The sequence below is a fragment of the Gemmatimonadaceae bacterium genome, from assembly GCA_019637445.1.
Taxonomy (GTDB): Bacteria; Gemmatimonadota; Gemmatimonadetes; order Gemmatimonadales; family Gemmatimonadaceae; genus Pseudogemmatithrix.
In genome coordinates, this window is sequence record JAHBVS010000001.1 from 1894698 (window position 1) to 1911282 (window position 16585).

At 68.4% G+C, this 16585-nt stretch carries 12 protein-coding genes; 7 read left to right on the plus strand and 5 right to left on the minus strand.

What is annotated here, in order from left to right:
• The first annotated feature begins 133 nt into the window (after positions 1-133).
• Positions 134-1258, plus strand: a complete 1125-nt coding sequence (gene solA, locus KF709_08505; GenBank protein MBX3174442.1) for an N-methyl-L-tryptophan oxidase — start codon at positions 134-136, stop codon at positions 1256-1258.
• Here the strand turns inward: solA and KF709_08510 are convergent.
• On the minus strand, positions 1239-3107 hold the full coding sequence (locus KF709_08510) for a M61 family metallopeptidase (protein MBX3174443.1): 1869 nt from the start codon (positions 3105-3107) through the stop codon (positions 1239-1241). The two genes, solA and KF709_08510, sit on opposite strands and share 20 nt — an antisense overlap.
• 134 nt (positions 3108-3241) lie before the next feature.
• On the opposite strand from KF709_08510, the gene KF709_08515 reads away from it, so the two are divergent.
• Positions 3242-4087 carry a hypothetical protein gene (locus tag KF709_08515; protein MBX3174444.1) on the plus strand — a complete coding sequence of 282 codons (846 nt, stop codon included), beginning with the start codon at positions 3242-3244 and terminating at the stop codon, positions 4085-4087.
• Here KF709_08515 and KF709_08520 read toward each other — a convergent pair.
• The gene (locus KF709_08520) at positions 4077-4598 is read right to left on the minus strand and encodes a hypothetical protein (GenBank protein ID MBX3174445.1); all 522 of its coding nucleotides are present in this window, start codon (positions 4596-4598) and stop codon (positions 4077-4079) included. The genes KF709_08515 and KF709_08520 overlap by 11 nt on opposite strands.
• A gap of 233 nt (positions 4599-4831) precedes the next feature.
• Between KF709_08520 and KF709_08525 the strand changes: the two genes are divergently transcribed.
• Positions 4832-6550 (plus strand): M61 family metallopeptidase, encoded by a 1719-nt coding sequence (locus KF709_08525; GenBank protein MBX3174446.1) that lies wholly within the window; start codon positions 4832-4834, stop codon positions 6548-6550.
• Here the strand turns inward: KF709_08525 and KF709_08530 are convergent, their stop codons facing one another.
• A complete protein-coding gene (locus tag KF709_08530) occupies positions 6551-8044 on the minus strand; it encodes an aminopeptidase P N-terminal domain-containing protein (protein ID MBX3174447.1) in 1494 nt (497 codons plus the stop codon).
• A 137-nt stretch (positions 8045-8181) separates the two neighbouring features.
• Here KF709_08530 and KF709_08535 point away from each other — a divergent pair, with 137 nt between their 5' ends.
• The 4 genes from KF709_08535 to KF709_08550 are packed head-to-tail and all read left to right on the plus strand — an operon-like array spanning position 8182 to position 14046.
• Complete coding sequence (locus tag KF709_08535; protein MBX3174448.1) at positions 8182-10953, plus strand: peptidase; 2772 nt, start codon at positions 8182-8184, stop codon at positions 10951-10953.
• 28 nt (positions 10954-10981) lie between these two features.
• On the plus strand, positions 10982-12124 hold the full coding sequence (locus KF709_08540; protein ID MBX3174449.1) for a hypothetical protein: 1143 nt from the start codon (positions 10982-10984) through the stop codon (positions 12122-12124).
• 52 nt (positions 12125-12176) lie between these two features.
• Complete coding sequence (locus tag KF709_08545; protein ID MBX3174450.1) at positions 12177-12581, plus strand: hypothetical protein; 405 nt, start codon at positions 12177-12179, stop codon at positions 12579-12581.
• A 7-nt stretch (positions 12582-12588) separates the two neighbouring features.
• Positions 12589-14046 (plus strand): hypothetical protein, encoded by a 1458-nt coding sequence (locus tag KF709_08550; GenBank protein ID MBX3174451.1) that lies wholly within the window; start codon positions 12589-12591, stop codon positions 14044-14046.
• A 54-nt stretch (positions 14047-14100) separates the two neighbouring features.
• On the opposite strand, the gene KF709_08555 is transcribed toward KF709_08550, so the two are convergent.
• Entirely contained in the window at positions 14101-15267 is a 1167-nt protein-coding gene (locus KF709_08555) for an acyl-CoA dehydrogenase family protein (protein MBX3174452.1), read from the minus strand.
• Between the two features lie 157 nt (positions 15268-15424).
• Positions 15425-16582, minus strand: a complete 1158-nt coding sequence (locus KF709_08560) for an EAL domain-containing protein (GenBank protein MBX3174453.1) — start codon at positions 16580-16582, stop codon at positions 15425-15427.
• Positions 16583-16585 lie beyond the last annotated feature (3 nt).

Genomic DNA, 16585 nt, shown 5'->3' on the forward strand with positions numbered 1-16585 from the left:
AGTTGCAGCGTATTGTCATCGCCGCTGGACGTGGCCTGCCGCGGCCGGGGACCGCTGCGGCGCGTCCCGCCCTAGCGCCTGTGTTCGCCCGGCGCTTCTCTTGGCGTATGGCAGACTGCCCCACATCGCCGCCGTGAGCGCCCGTCGCATCGTCGTCGCCGGACTCGGCGCGGCCGGGGCTGCCGCCGCGTGGCGGCTCGCCCGTCAGGGCCACCACGTGATTGGATTGGACCGTTGGCGGCCGCCGCATTCGAACGGTTCGTCCCACGGCGACACGCGCGTCACGCGCGCGACCGCGTGGGAAGGCGCCGCCTACGTGCCGCTGGCCGCACGGGCACACGAGCTCTGGGACGAACTCGAGTCGGTTTCCTCCCGGAAGATTCGCCAGCGATGCGGGGCGCTCTTCATCGGCGAAGCGCAGGAAGAGATCGTGGCCGAAACCCTGCGTTCGGCCGCTGACTCCGATGTGCCGGTTGTGGAAGTCGATGCCTCGAGCGCCGCTTCGCGCGCACCCGGACTGCGATTGTCACCGCGCAGTGTCGTTGTGGAGGATCCGGGCGCCGGCGTGCTCCTGCTGGACGACGCGCTGTCCGCGATGCTCAGCACCGCAGCTGCGGCCGGCGCAGACCTGCGTTTCGATGAACCGCTACTTTCGTGGGATGCGCGCGACTCGGGAGTCGCAGTGCGGACCGTGCGCGGCGAGCTCGAGGCCGATGCCTTGATTCTCGCACTCGGCGCGTGGATGCCGCCGATGCTGGCCCCGCTCGGCCTGCGGCTCGAGATCGAACGGCAGACGATGCATTGGTTCGAGTCCGCTAGCGAGGAGGACGAGCAGCGTCCGGTCCTGATCGTCACCGACGGCAACGACCACGCCACCGTGATCTTTCCCGCGCGGAACGGACTCGTGAAGGTTGCCGGTCACGGAAGCCCGGATCGTGTCGCGCGTCCCGAGGACGTGGACCGCGAGATCCACGCGGCCGACATCGCTGCGGTGCAGGAGACACTCGACCGATGGCTCCCGGGGCGCCACGGCGCGCATCGCGAAGCCAAGACCTGTCTCTACACACGCACGCCGAGTGGCCACTTCATCGTGGATCGGCATCCTGAGCACGCGCAGGTGGTGCTGGCCAGTCCCTGCAACGGTTTCGGATTCAAGTTCGCACCCGCGCTTGGGGAGCTCGTCGCCGCGATGGTCGACGGCGACGAGTCCCCGCTGCACTGGCCGGGTTGGCGGCTCGCTAGCGCTGCTTCGAGCTGAGCCAGGCTTCGCGGAAGGCGCGCTGCGCCGCGGATGGCGCGGTGCCCGTCTCCTCGATCGGCAAGACCTCGAGTCGCGGGTTGGACTGCAGCGTGAGCTGGCCGCTGCGATCCCCGCCCCGCGACCGCCAGCTCACCACGATGACATCGCCGGGACGATGTGACGCAAGCACGGCGTTCACGTCGGCCGTGGACCCGATCCCTCGGCCGTCCATCGACAGCAGCCGGTCACCCGCGTCCAGTCCGAGTGCGTACATCGGCGTCCCAAAGGTGGTAGGGCCAGCCACGACGACCTCACCCTCGAATCCCGAGAGCCGGGTGTCGCCCATCCACGCCTGCTGCGCTTGTGCCGGTCGCAGCACGAAGCCTGCTGCTGCGAGCAGGCGCGGGTAGTCGGGCAGTTCACTGCCGCGCACATACCGGTCGAAGAAGTCCTTTGCGAACGCCGCGTCGCCGCTGACCTCGGCGAGCGCGGCCTCGACGTCCGCCACGGTGTAGCCGCGGACGGGCGCCAGCGACGACGTCTGCGGCCCGAAGCGCCGCCACATCGTGCGCATCACGTCATCCAGCGTGCGCGCCGGCGTGCGCGCGCGCAGGGTCAGGTCCAGCGCCAGCCCGATCGCCTCGCCGTACGTGTAGTACGAGATGAACATGTTGGCGCGGTTGTTCGGGTCGATGCTCGTCGCCGCATCCACGAACGGCGCCTGCTGGCTCATGCCCACGGGGCCGAAGAAGCGCCGCCCTGGGTGCTGCGAGACGGTGTTGATGGCGCCGGAGATGCGCTGCGCGTACTGCGGCGTGTCCATGATGCCCGCCCGGCGGATCACCAGCGGCCCGTAGTAGTTCGTGAAACCCTCGGCGAACCACAGCTCGCCGCTCATGTTGGCATCGCTGAAGTCGAAGGGCTCCAGCGCCGCGGGCCGGATGCGCTCGACATTCCACGCGTGGAAGAACTCGTGGCTCACGGTGCCGAGCAATCCTGCCGCCGAGCGTGCGAGCGAATTGCCCGAGGTCAGCGACGTCGAGTTGCGATGCTCCATCCCGTCGCCGGAGCAGTTGGGACGGTAGCAGGCGATGAACGTGTACGTGCCGTAGTCGAAGCGCGGCAACTCACCGAACACGGCGGTCATCTCGTCCACCACGCGCTTGGTCAGGTCGGCAAAGTTCGCGGCCTCGTCAGCGGTGCCCAGGTGGTTCAGTGCCAGTCGGATCGTCTGCTGGCGTTGACCGCTGCCCACCTGCCACTCCCGGATGTCGAGTCGGCCGAGGTGCGTCGGCGAGTCCATCAGGTACTGCAGGTGCGGGGCGCGGAACGTGTAGCGATCCGTCGTTGGGGCCAGCTGTGTCGCGACGCGCCACGAGCTGTCGGGCGGCACGAAGGTGACGATGATGCCGCGGTTGGCCAACGCCGGCGCGTAGGCCAGCGTGGCCGGGATGTTGAGGTGCGCGCGTGACTCATCCACCCCCGCGTAGGTGCCGTCCGCGCGGTCGGCAAAGAGCGTGTAGGCCACATCCACGCGGCCGCGATGCCCCCGCACCTCCCAGACGTTTGGCCGGACGCGCTGCACCTCGAGCGCACGTCCCGCGCCGTCTGTGGCACGGAACGCGTAGACGTTCTTGGAAAAGTCGTGCGCCGCGTAGCGGCCCGGTGAACTGCGGGCCATCCGCAGCTCCAGCGGCCCCGAGGGCACATCGCGATAGCTGATCGAGACCTCGGCCTCGTGATGCACGGCATTCGGGAAGCGCACTTCGATGCGCGTGTCGTTCGCGGATGCGGCGGGGGTCGCCTGTGCGGCCAGCGAGCCGGAGGCGAGACAGAGCGCGGCGAGCAGGGCAGTGGTCTTGGGCATCGGTCGGATTGGCACGCGGAGGGTCGGGAAGATCGACCGGAGGACGCTCGCAGCGGCGAGCGCCACGTCGGCCGGGACGAGGCTGTGACGTAGGAAAGATTGCGCGACGAGGAGGCTCGGCGCGACACTCCGGCATGCGATTGATCGCCCTCGCCCTGCTATTCGTTGGCGTCGTGGCCTGCGTTGACGATGACGACGTGCAGGTCATCGCGCACCGCGGGGCGTCCTGGGACGCACCGGAGCACACCTTCGCCAGTTGGGACCTGGCCCTGCGCCACGACGCCGACTGGCTCGAGTTCGACCTGCAGCAGGCGGCCGACGGCCAGTTGGTCGTGCTGCACGACGAGACCTTGGACCGTACGGCGCGCGGGCCGGTCGACGACTGCCGGGGCGACGTGCGCAGCAAGACGCTGCGGCAACTTGCCGGCTGCGACGTTGGCGTCTGGTTCAACGCGGACCACCCAGATCGCGCGTCGGATGCCTTCATCGGCGCGCGGATTCCCACGTTCGATGAAGCGCTCGCGCGCTTCGCGCCGAGGGCGCGGCTGTACATCGAAATCAAGAATCCTGACGAAGCGCCGGGGATGATCGACTCACTGCTTGCCGCACTCGGGCAGCACGGCCTGCTGATGCCAGAGGCAATCCGGCGGCGCCTGCTCGTGCAGTCCTTCAGCGCGGCGGCACTGCGTGAGCTGCACAGCAAGGCGCCACGGCTGCGCCTCGTGCAGCTGCTCGATGATCCGATCCCTGCGGATTCATTGGACGCCCGGTTCGCGGCTATCGCCGGCTACGCGGTGGGCGTCGGTCCGTCGCGTCGTATCGTCTCGGCACGTTTCGTCGAGCGCGCGCACGTGGCCGGGCTCGTCGTGCACCCGTACACGGTGAACGACTCCACGGTGATGGTCTATATGCTGGGGCTCGGGGTCGACGGGATGTTCACCGATCGACCCGACTTGATCCGGCGGCTAGTCAGCCGCTAGCCGGCTCGGCCGCCGACTCGTCGCGCGCCTCGCGAATCATTGCGATGGCCGAGATGTTCACGGCCACGTCCCCGACGGGCTTGTTCTCCGCAACCAGCACCGCCTTGCTGATGCCCACGAACTGGCCGCAGTGGTGCAGGTAGTCGCTCATCCGCTGCATCGGGGCCAGCGACATCGTGCCGCGCAGCGACTTGCCGCCCACCAGGTGCAGCTCCACCTCGCGCTCGCCCTGGCCGGAACCGGCCGGACCCACAACCGCCATGTTCGCGTCGGGCGCCGTCACCAGCACCGCCAACGCCGTCTGCACGATCAGGTGACCGCGCGCCTCCTGCAGCTTCGGTCGATGCGCGTCCACCATGTTCACGAAGCCGCCCTTGCGGCTGCCGAGGAACGCAACCAACGACATATCCTCGGCGATGTGGATTGCGCCTTCGACGAGATTGCCGTCGCGAAGGATGATGTGGAGGCGCTTACTCTCTCTAGTGCGCTGGCGTCCGGTGGGAGCAGTCATTGGGTCGGGCAGCTGAGGTCTGAGGTACTGACGAGCCACGCCTGTGAACGATACGCCCACTTGCGGGCGAGACCGGCCGTGTTCGAGGCTTCGGGATGCAGAACATAGGTGTTTGGCGGCCAGTCTGCCTCATTGCGGCGCTTGCCCTCACGGCCGGGACGGCGGCGTCGCAGCGACGCGCCCCCGAGGCAGCCACCCTCGGGGCACGGGAGCGACCGCCAGTCTCGGCCGCGGTGACCGGGTTGCGATTCGTCGTGAGCGTCGGCCCGCAGCAGGTGTCCGACGGCCTGCTCGAGCTGCGCGCGGAGTTCGCAGTTCAGGGAACTGGGCCCGTGCTGCTCTCGATGCCGGCGTGGACACCGGGTGCGTACGAGATCGCAAACCACGCTCGCAGCGTGATGGGGTTCGCTGCCACGCAGGCCGGTCGACCGTTGCGTTGGGACAAGCTCGATCCTGACACCTGGCGCGTCTGGCCGCAGCGATCGGGTCGAGTGGAGCTGCGCTACCGAGTGCGCGCAGAGCGTCTCGATGTTGCCGGTAGTTGGCTGACTGAGGGCTTCGGCTTCTTCAACGGCACCAACCTGTTCCTCGAGGTCGAGGGGCGCCCTCACACTCCGGCGCTGGTCGCCATCGATGTCCCAAGCGACTGGCGTGTGACCACGGGCATGACGCCACACGACTCCACCAACGTCTTTCGCGCCGAGGATGTGCACGACCTGATGGACCATCCCGTGTTCGTCGGTCGCTTCGACCTCGACTCTGCGCTGGTGGGCGAGCGCTGGATGCGTCTGGCGACCTGGCCCGAGGGAAGTCTCGCTGGCGCTCGCCGCGCCGCACTCTGGGATGCCGCGATGCGCAGTGTCGAACCCATGGTCGCCGTCTTCGGCGACCTGCCTTGGCGGAGCTACACGATCCTGCAGGTGGCGCATCCGGACGTGCCGGGAATGAGCGCACTCGAGCACAGCGAGAGCGAACTGGCGCTGGTGGGCAGTTCCTTCCTCGACGAACCCTTCGTGCTCAGCATCCACGCGCACGAGATTGTGCACGCGTGGAACGTGAAGCGCCTGCGGCCATCAGAACTCGTACCGTACCGCTACGACCGCGCGCAGCCCACGCCGTGGCTCTGGGTGAGCGAAGGCATCACCGACTACTACGCCGACTTGGCGCTGCTGCGAGGTGGCATTCGCGATGAGTCCGCCTTCCTCTCCGCTACACTCGACAAGATCGAGAGCGTGACCGCGCGCCCACCCACCGCGCTCGAAGACGCCTCGCTGCAGGCGTGGATCGGCATCGAGGACGGCACCGGCGACCTCTACTACGACAAGGGATCGCTCGCAGGTCTGGCCCTGGACATCCTGATCCGCGACGCCAGCGCAAATGAGCGCTCGCTCGACCACGTGGTGCGTGAACTCTACGACGGCACGTATCGCGCGGGGCGCGGCTTTACGCACGATGATTTCTGGAACGCCGTCGCACGCGCGACGCGCGGGCGCGCCTGGGGCGACTTCGAGCGCCGCTATCTCGACGGCCGGGACACGTATCCCTGGGCTGACTGGCTGCAACGAGGAGGATGGCGGCTCGTCGAGGACTCGATCGCCGAACCGCGGCTCGGCGTCCTGTTGCGCGAGCATCCTGACGGTGTGCTGGTCTCCGCCGTCGACCCCGAGGGCGCTGGCGCCCGCGCGGGCCTGCAGATCGGTGACGTGATCACGGAACTGGGTGGGCGCTCGGTGCTCGACCCCGGGTTTGGGGACTACTGGCGAGGCGTGTGGGGCCGCCGGCCCGGCGCGATGCTGCCGATCCGCGCCACGCGCGCGGGCCAGTCGCTGGTGTTGAGCGCGACCGTGGAACTGCAGCCGCGCGTCGAGCGACGCATCGAGCCCGATCCCAACGCTGACGCGAAGGCGCGGCGCATCCGTGCCGGCATCCTCGCCGGCACGCCAAGGCCCTGACTAGCGGCCGCTGCGATATCGACGAAAGCGCTCAATCACCGTCGGATCGCGCGGCGTCCGTGGCTCGGTCATCACCCGCTCCACGGCATCGATGTCGCGCGGCACGCCGCTGCTCGGCCGGAGCACGCCGTTCGCGGTGACGAGGTAGTCGTCCTCGATCCGCACGCCGATGCCCGCGTAGCGCGTGAACGCCGCGGCGATCTTGGCGAGGTACGCGCGGTTCCGCGGTGTGTCCGGCATCGCCTCGGCGAGATTCTCGCGCACGTAGATGCCGGGCTCGAGTGTGAACGCGCTACCCACGCCGATCACGCCCGTGGCGTAGTACTGGTCGGGGTCGTGCACCTCGAGCCCGATGCCGTGCCCGAGCCCGTGCATATAGAAGAGTCCGATCTGCGGGCACTGGCGCGCGCGCGCGGCCGTACCGCAGTCGTAGGTGGCGCCGGGTGACTCGATCAGTCCCAGCCGCGCCAGCCCCTCGCGCAGCACCGCGGTCGAGGAGTCCGTCATCGCCCGCGCGGCATTGCCGACCCGCACCTGACGTTCGGCCGCCAGCTGGGCGGCGAGCACCACCTGATAGATGTCGCGCTGCGCATCGGTGAACCGGCCGCTCACGGGAATCGTGCGCGTGATGTCCGCCGAGTAGCCATCGAAGGACGCCGCCATGTCCATCACGACGAGGTCGCCCGCCTTGGTGACGCGGCTGTTCTCGTTGTAGTGCAGCGTCGTGCTGTTGGGGCCCGACCCGAGAATGCTCAGGTAGCCCGGGCCGTCCGCGCCCTCGGCCCGCCACGCGTGCTCGGCTGCCGCCTGCAGCTCGAACTCGCCTACACCCGGTTGCGCGAGGCGAAACGCCGCGAGGTGCCCGCGTGCGGAAATCTCCGCGGCGATGCGCAGCCGATCGAACTCTGCCGCCGACTTCACGCCACGCAGCGCCTGCACCGCCTCCGACGCATCGGTGACACTGCGAGGCGCATAACGCTCGCGTAGGGCGAGCAGGCGTTGCGTGTGCACCGTCAGCGAGTGCTCGGCGCCGCCGAAATCACCGACTACGTGCAGCGATTGTTCGTCGCGGAGCAGGGAGTCGAGCACCTGGTCCAGCGCCCGTACGTCTCGGCCTTCGAGCCCGAAGGCCGCGCGCGTGCCGTCCACGCCGACGCGCTTGCCGTTCCAGACCTCCTGGGCCGGATTGCGCTGCCGCACGAACAGGAGTTCCTGCGCCTTGCCGCCCTTCACGACAAAGAGCAGCGCGGCGCCCGGCTCGCGCAGGCCAGTCAGATAGAAGAACGACGCCGACTGCACCCAGGGCAGGTAGTCCGGCGTCGGTTCCACGGCGCCGTACACGAGCACAACGCCATCGCCGATGGAACGCGCCAAGGCGGCGCGTCGAGCGGCGAATTCCTGCTGCGAGATCGCGAGGTCGGACTGCGCGGCGACTGGGGACGCCGCGAGGCCGAGGCAAACGGCAAGTGCAACAAGGCGATGGTTGTTTCGCATGGCGAAGGCGTGGGAGAGAGGCCGACGATACCCCCGTAAGATGCTCCCGGCACGCCCACAGCGCCCGTCCCAGCACCAAGCGGACCACCTGCGTAGACTCCAAGCGGTACCTCACCAACACCCGGAGTCTTGTCACGATGTCCTGGCGTTCCCTTCGCGCAGCGACCCTGCTCGCCGGCGCCTTCGCGCTGCCGCTCGCGGCACAGCAGCGGCTCACATCCCCGCAGCAGTTCTTCGGCCACGAGATCGGGGCCGACTACGTCCTCCCCAACTACTCGAAGTTCGCTGAGTACTGGACGAAGCTCGCCGGCGAGACGGACCGGATGGTGCTCGACACCATCGGCCTTACCGCCGAGGGCCGGCCCCAGCTCATGGCGATCGTCTCCTCGCCGGAGAACCTCCGGAACCGCGAGCGTTATCGGCAGATCGCCGAGCGCCTGGCGCGGGCCGAGGGCGTGACCGACGCGCAGGCGCGCCAGCTGGCCACCGAGGGCAAGGGCATCGTCTGGGTGGACGGCGGCCTGCACGCCACCGAGGTGCTGGGCGCGCAGCAGCTGATCGAGTCGAGCTGGCAGCTCATCTCCGGCAACGACGCGGAGACGACGCGTTTCCGCAACGACCTCATCGTGCTGTTCGTGCACGCCAATCCCGACGGGATGGAGCTCGTCAGCGACTGGTACATGCGGAACTCGAACCAGCGCCAGCGCTCCACCGGCGGCGTGCCGCGGCTCTACCAGAAGTACATCGGGCACGACAACAACCGCGACTTCTACCTCGCGTCGCAGCCCGAGTCGGAGAACATGAACCGCGTGCTCTACACGGAGTGGTATCCGCAGGTGATGTACAACCATCACCAGACGGGCCCGGCGGGCACCGTGATGTTCGCGCCGCCGTTCCGTGACCCGATGAACTTCAACATCCATCCGCTGATCCGCACAGGGCTCGACGTCGTCGGCGGCGCGATGCACAACCGCTTTGTGCAGGAAGACAAGGGCGGCGTGACCATGCGCCTCGGCGCCGGCTACTCCACCTGGTGGAATGGCGGCCTGCGCACGACGGTCTACTTCCACAACATGATCGGCCTGCTGACGGAGACCATCGGCAACCCGACGCCGATCTCGATTCCGTTCATCGCCTCGCGGCAGATTGGCAGCGCCGACCTCCCGCTGCCGGTGAAGCCGGGCGAGTGGAAGTTCCGCCAGTCGGTCGAGTATTCGGTGACGGCCAACAAGGCCGTGTGGGACGTCGTCGCACGCAACCGCGAGACCTTCCTGTACAACATCTGGAAGATGGGCAACGACCGAATCGCCGAGGGCAATCGCGACAGCTGGACCGTGTGGCCCAAGCGCATCGCGGCGGCGGAGGCCAAGATCGACGCCGAGAACCGTGCGCGCCGCGCGCAGCAGCAGGGCGACAACCCGATGGCCTTCCTCGGCGGCTTCGGCAACGCGGCGCAGTCGCGCAGCGGGGCCGCCGCGCAGGAGATGATGGCTGTGCTCGCCGATCCGGCGAAGCGCGACCCGCGGTCCTACGTGATCCCGGCGGACCAGCGTGACTTCCCGACGGCGGTGCGCTTCATCGTCGCGCTGCAGAAGAACGGCATCGACGTGCATCGCGCCACGGCGGCGTTCTCGCACGGCGGCAAGCGCTATCCGGCGGGCTCGTACGTGGTGAAGGTCGGCCAGGCCTTCGGCGCGCACGTGCTCGACATGTTCGAGCCGCAGGATCATCCGAATGACTTCCGGATCCCCGGCGGCCCGCCGACGCCGCCCTATGACAACGCCGGCTGGACCTTGGCGATGCAGATGGGCGTGAAGTACGACCGCGTGATGGACGCGATTGATGGGCCCTTTGAGAAGATCGCGCCGACCAACCGCGTGTCGCCGATGGCTGGCACCGTCGCGAGCGGCTCCACTTGGGCACTATCGGGCGCGACCAACGACGCGTTCATCGCCGTGAATCGCCTGCTGAAGGCCAACGTGGCGGTGTCGCGCAAGGCGGACGGCAGCTGGATCATCCCGGCGACGGGCGCGAGCCGCCCGATTGTCGAGCGCGCCGCGCGTGAGCTCGGGCTCTCGTTCACGGCCGGCAACGCCAGCGGCGCCACGCCCGTGAAGGCGATGCGCATCGCGCTCTGGGACCGTTACGGCGGCTCCATGCCCAGCGGCTGGACGCGCTGGCTGCTCGAGCAGTACGAGTTCCCGCACACGGTGGTGTTCCCGCAGGAGCTCGACGCCGGCAACCTGAACGCCAAGTACGACGTCATCATCTTCCCCGACGGCGCCATTCCCGCCATGCGTTCCGGCGACGGCCCGGGCGGTGGCCGCGGATTCGGCGGTGGTGGCCCGAACCCCGAGTCCGTGCCCGAGGAGTGGCGCAAGGCGCTGGGCAACGTGACACAGGAAACCACGCTGCCGCAGCTCAAGCGCTTTGTGGAGGCCGGCGGTGCGGTCATCACGATCGGCAGCTCCACCAACATCGCCGGACACTTCGGCCTGCCGATGAGCGACCACCTGGTGCAGAAGATGCCGGACGGTGGCGAGCGTGGGCTGGGCAGCGAGCAGTTCTACGTGCCGGGTTCGTTGCTCGAGGTCGCGGTGAACAACCAGACCGCCGGGGCGATGGGGATGGAGGACCGCGCCATCGTGATGTTCGACAACAGCCCCGTGTTCCGCCTGGCGCCCGATGCGGTGGCCAAGGGCGTGACGCCGATTGCCTGGTTCGACACGGCGACGCCGCTGCGTAGCGGCTGGGCCTGGGGCGAGAACTTCCTCGAGGGTGGCGTGGCGGCCGCCGATGCCAAGGTCGGACGCGGCATGGTCCGGCTGATCGGCCCCGAGGCGCTGTTCCGCGCGCAGCCGCACGGGACGTTCAAGTTGGTGTTCAACGGGTTGATCGGGACCCGCTAAGCAACCCTGCGGCGGAGGGGGCGGTCCAATGCTCGTGCTCCCTTCGCCGACTCGAATGCTTGTCTCCTGCGCCGTCGTGCTCTTGGTCCTCGGACCAGCGAGCGCGGCGGCGCAGGCCATTTCACTCACGCGCCCCGTGGCGCAGTTCGCGGAACCGTTCAGCTCCGTGCGCGGCGTGCGGGAACTCCCGGACGGCCGCGTCTTGGTGGCGGACTACATCGAGAATCGTGTGGCGCTCGTGGACCTCTCGCGCGGCACGAGCGTCGACGTGCTGACCGACGGCGGCGGTCCGCGCAACGTGCGGCTCCCGATGGGTCTGGTCGCACTCGGCGATTCCACGGCGGTGCTGGACGTGGGCAACTCACGCCTTGTCGTGGTTGCGCCAGATGCAGCGGTGGTGCGGGCGACCGTCGTGGAACGCCCTGGCCGGATGGGCGTGCGCGGCCTACTACGTGATGGGTCCTGGGCGTACGCCGTGCCGGCCTGGGCCGAGGGGCCAGCCGCGCTGCCGGATGACTCGGTACGCATCGTGGCGTGGCAGCCCGGCAGCGATCGCGAGACCACGCTGTTCACGGTGCAGGGCACGCGGTACCGCAAGGACCGAAGCCCGTCGCAGGAACCGCGTATCCCCACCGTCGGCTTCGCAGGTCAGGATGCGTGGCTCGTGACTGCGGACGGCGGCATCCGCGTGGTCCGGCACTCTCCCTACCGGGTGGAGCGGCGTGCGCCGGACGGCACGTGGAGTCGCGGCCCCGTGCAGGCGGCCGAGCCGCGGCCGGTCACGCCTGCGGACAAGCGTCGATTCGTCAGGGAGTTTGCTGCGACGAACCCCATTTCCGGGCGCGGCGAAAACGGTGGAATGGGTCGCGACGCGCTCCCGGACGACCGACAGGTCGCGCGGCAGGTGGAGATCACCGAATGGGCCGTGTCGCACGCGTCCTTCCAGGCGAACGGCGTGTTCGCCGCGCCAGGAAATCGCCTATGGGTTTCGCGCGACGGCGACCCGACGCGGCCTGCGCGATACGACGTATTCGACGGCGAGGGTCGCCGTGTGCAGGAGGTGACGCTGCCGGCAGGACGTCGCGTGGTGCAGGTGACGTCGCGTGGGGTGTACGTGCTCCGTGAGAACGCGGATGGCGAACAGTTTCTGGAGCGCTACGCGTTGCCCTGAGGGGAAGAGCTTCGCGCCGCGTGTCCGCGCTGCCGGCGCGTATCTTTGGCCGATGCATCAGCGCCTGCCAATCGCCCTGCTGGGGCTCGGGGCCATCTCCGTGGCGACCGCATACGGATTGGCGTTCGGCGAGGTCACCGGCGCTCTGGGTCCCTGGTGCCTGGCCTTCGGTGCCATGCTCACGCTGGCAGGATTGGGATTGCTCGGCGCCGGACCGCGCGCGCCGCGCCTGCAGGCCGCCGTGCTGCTGGCCTGCTCCTTCACCTTCGCGGGCTTCGCGCTCGCGCTTGCGGCGGCGGCCCCCGAGGCTGCCGGGCCGATGTTGCTCGGCCTTCCGCGATCCACTGCAGTGCTCCTGCTGCTTGCGGGCGCCGTGCCGTTGATCCTCCTGCCGCTGGCCTACGCCTGGGCCTTCCCGCGTGAGGTTGATCGCGCGGACACCGCGAGTCGGGACTGACGTCATCGTGTCTCGCCAATCCGTCATCGTCGCCGTCGGCCTCGCGTACTTCCTTGCCTGCGCGGGCATCGGCTGGCTGGCCGCACGCCGCACGCGCACGGCCGAGGACTTCTTCGTGGCCGGTCGGAGCATCGGCCTGCTGCCGTTCGCGCTCGCGGCGATGGCCTCCACGCTCTCGGGCTTCGCCTTCATCGGTGGGCCGGGACTCGTGTACGCCGTCGGCTTCACCGCCGTGTTCATCATCCTGCCGGCGGCGCTGACGAACACCTACGGCGCGCTGGTGCTCGGCAAACGAATGCGTGAGCTCGGGGCCGCGCAGGGCCTCGTCACCATCCCCGACGCGATCGGCCACCGGTACAAATCGCGCGCGGCGCAGGGCCTGAGCGCCATCGCGATCGTCGTCGGCATCGTCGGCTACCTCGCGACGAATGTGCTCGCGCTTGGCCTGGTGGTGGACGTGCTGTTCGGTGTCGGTCTCACGACTGGAATCTGGATCGGGGCGCTGGTCACACTCGCGTACTCAGCCAGTGGTGGAATCCTCGCCGGCATCTGGGTCGATGTCTTCCAAGGCAGCCTGATGGCCGTGGCGAGCAGCACCGTATTCGTGTTTGCGCTGGACTCCGGCAACGGGCTCTCGGCGATGACGCGCGCGATTGCAGCCATCGACCCGCAGTTTCTTGGGCCCTGGGGCAGCCGGGGGGCGATGGTCGCGCTGAGCTTCTTCTTCGTATTCGCGGTGGGTTCACTCGGTCAGCCGCACATCGCGCACAAGTACTACATGCTGAAGGACCCACGTCGCCTGCGTTGGTATCCCGCACTGATGACCGTGGCGATGCTGCTCGCGCAGCTGCTCTTCGTCGGCGTGGGCGTGGCGATGAAGGCCCTGGTGGTCGGCGGGTCGATCGAGCCCTTGGCTCGCCCTGACGACGCCACGCCGAGCTTCCTCCTGCGCTACGTGCCGGCCGTGGTAGCCGCGCTGGTGTTCGCCGGCGTAGCCGCCGCCATCATGAGCACCGTGAACTCGTTCCTGAGCATCGGCGCGGCCGCCATCACGCACGACCTGCCAAAGGCACTCGGGCGCCAGACTGACGCGGCAACGTTGCTACGCCGCGCACGCGCGTGGACGATTGTCCTGAGCGTGGCGGGTGCGCTCACGGCACAACTGAGTGGCACTCTCGTCGCCTTCCTGGGGATCTTCGGCTACGGCCTCTTCGCCTGCACGCTGGTGCCGGCTCTCGCGATTGGCCTCACGTGGGAAGGCGGCACACGCAACGCCGCGGTCGCCAGCATCGTCACGGGATTGCTGCTCACGCTTGGCTTGGAAACCGCGGCATTCATTCGTTGGCTCACGCTGCCTGCGGGCGTCACGGTCACCGGACTGACGCTGGTGACGACCATCCTGGTGTACGTCGGGATCAGTACCCTGGACGGCGAGGGAGGAGAAAGGATGAAGGATGAAAGGTGAACGGCGATGCGGACTCTGGCTCCGCATCGCCGTTCACCTTTCATCCTTCCTCCTTCATCTCAACATCCCCTTCGCGATCGTCGAGAGCTGCATGTTCGACGTCCCCTCGTAGATCGTCCCGATCTTCGCATCGCGATAGAACTTCTCGACGGGATAGTCCTTCGTATAGCCGTAGCCTCCGAACAGCTCCACGCAAAGCGAGGTCACGCGCTCGGCCACCTGCGAGCTCAACAGCTTGGCCATCGCGCCAGCCTGGGCGATGTCTTGTCCCGAATCGCGCATGCGCGCCGCGTTGTAGACCATCAGCCGCGCGGCCTCCAGCTCCGTCGCCGCCTGCGCCAGCTGGAACTGGATGCCCTGGAACTCCACCAGCGGCTTGCCGAACTGCTGCCGCTCCTTGAGGTAGGCAATCGCCGCGTCCATCGCGCCCTGCGCCACGCCGATCATCTGCGCGCCGATGCCGACACGCCCCTCGTTGAGCGACGAGATCGCCAGCTTGTACCCCTGGCCCACCGGGCCGAGCACGTTGAAGTCGGGCACGAAGACATCCTCGAGGATCAGCTCCGTCGTGCTCGACGCGCGGATGCCCAGCTTGTCCTCCTTCTTGCCTACGGAGAACCCGGCCATCTCGCGCTCCACCACGAACGCCGTGATGCCCTTGTAGCCCTTGTCCGGATCCACCGTCGCGAAGACCACGAACAGTCCGGCCTCCGCGCCATTCGTGATCCACAGCTTGCGGCCGTTCAGCACCCAGCCATCGCCCTTGCGCACGGCACGCGTCTGCAAGGCGAAGGCGTCGGAGCCACTCGACGCCTCGGAGAGCGCGTAGGCCCCGATGGTCTCCGTCGCCAGGCGCGGCATCCACTTGCTGAGCTGCTCGGGCGTGCCGCCGGCGAGCAGCGGATGCGCGACCAGCGTGTTCTGCACGTCCACCATGATCGCCGACGCGCCGTCCGCCTTGGAGATCTCCTCAACAGCCAGCGTCACCATCATCACCGAGCCGCCGGCACCGCCGTAACGCTCGGGCGTCTGGATGGCCATCAGGCCCATCTCGAAATAGGCCTTGATGAGACCGGGGTCGAGCTTCGCTTCGCGCTCCATCGCCATCACGCGCGGGCGCACTTCGCCGTTCACGAACTCGGCGACGGCGTCCTTGAATGCTTGCTCGTCCTCCGACAACGAGGTCAGCGGGGGATGGCCGACGAGCGTGTCCTGGGTCATGACGTTCGGTCTACGGGGAGAAGGGCGCGCGGACCGGGCCGCGCCGTCATCGAAAGATACCGCATCCCGGTGCCCGAATGGGTCTGCGTCGCTCTGCGACGACCGGCACGCGACGGTGGCGACGCTGGCGACGCTGGCGCGACGCGCCGGCGCAAGGTCAGAACGTCGGGTCCCAGAATCCCGGCGATGGACGCCCGAACAGGTAGCCCTGCAGCAGGTCGGCGCCGAGCCCGGTGAGCGTCTCACACTCAGCCTTGGTCTCGATGCCCTCCGAGATCACGCGCATCCCAAGGTCCGCGCAAAGCGTGGTCATCGCCTTCACCACGCGCTGTTTGGTCGGATTGCGGTCGATGCCGTCCACCAGCGAACGATCAAGCTTCACGAACTCCGGGCTCAGCTGCGTGAACGACGACAATCCGGCGTAGCCCGTGCCGAGATCGTCGACCGCCAGCCGGTACTTGAGTAGTCGCAAGTCACGGACGATGTCGGTGATGTCACCCATCTTCTCAATGCTTGCCCGCTCGGTGATCTCGAGGATCACGCGGTCGGCGTACGGCGCCAGTGGCGAACCGATGCCGTGCAGCGAGGGGTTGAGCAGGTCCGGCGGATGCACGTTCACGAAGAGCAGTGCCTCGTCCGGCAGGTCGGTGGCGCGTGCGGCGATGCGCTCGTAGATGCTGCGTGTGAGTTCCTCGTGCCGTCCGAGCAGGCTGGCGGTGCCGAGCAGCGCCTCGGGGTGCTCCAGCGTCGGCTCGGTCGAGCGCACCAAGGCCTCGAAGCCCACCGCCCGCTGTTCCTTCAGCGAGACGATGGGGTGAAAGACCATGGTCAGTTTGGCGAGGGCTCGCGAGAACCCCTCGTGCAGCGCCTGCTCGTCGTCCACGGGCAGGGTGCGGCTTCCACGGAGCGCGAATGCCTCGCGCTTGAGCCGGGCGAGATCGGCCAGCAGCACGGCGCGGGTGATCGCTTCGATCAGCTCGCGCGGGCCCACGGGCTTCAGCAGGTAGCGGTGCGCGCCCCACGCCATGGCATCAATGGCCGTCTGCAGCGACGGGCCGCCAGTGATCAGGATGACCGGCGTGTCCAGATCCCGCTCGCGAATGGCCTTCAGCAGGTCCAGCCCGCTCATCCCGTCCATGTTGATGTCGGACAGGATGGCGCTGTACGTGCGCGAGCCCAGTAGGGCGATCGCCTCCTCCGCCGAGGCCACGGAATCCACCGTGAAACCGGCACGGCTCAGCAACATGGACGACGACTGCAGCACGGCTGTGTCGTCGTCCACGAGCAGGACGCGGCGGTGACTTTCTGGGGTCACGGA

What these genes read in the sequence shown, in the direction of transcription:
- KF709_08540 (MBX3174449.1), top strand. Translation starts at nt 10,982, where the DNA reads ATGCTCGTGCTCCCTTCGCCGACTCGAATGCTTGTCTCCTGCGCCGTC.
- KF709_08515 (MBX3174444.1), top strand. Translation starts at nt 3,242, where the DNA reads ATGCGATTGATCGCCCTCGCCCTGCTATTCGTTGGCGTCGTGGCCTGC.
- KF709_08520 (MBX3174445.1), bottom strand. Translation starts at nt 4,598, where the DNA reads ATGACTGCTCCCACCGGACGCCAGCGCACTAGAGAGAGTAAGCGCCTC.
- KF709_08530 (MBX3174447.1), bottom strand. Translation starts at nt 8,044, where the DNA reads ATGCGAAACAACCATCGCCTTGTTGCACTTGCCGTTTGCCTCGGCCTC.
- KF709_08545 (MBX3174450.1), top strand. Translation starts at nt 12,177, where the DNA reads ATGCATCAGCGCCTGCCAATCGCCCTGCTGGGGCTCGGGGCCATCTCC.
- KF709_08510 (MBX3174443.1), bottom strand. Translation starts at nt 3,107, where the DNA reads ATGCCCAAGACCACTGCCCTGCTCGCCGCGCTCTGTCTCGCCTCCGGC.
- KF709_08535 (MBX3174448.1), top strand. Translation starts at nt 8,182, where the DNA reads ATGTCCTGGCGTTCCCTTCGCGCAGCGACCCTGCTCGCCGGCGCCTTC.
- KF709_08555 (MBX3174452.1), bottom strand. Translation starts at nt 15,267, where the DNA reads ATGACCCAGGACACGCTCGTCGGCCATCCCCCGCTGACCTCGTTGTCG.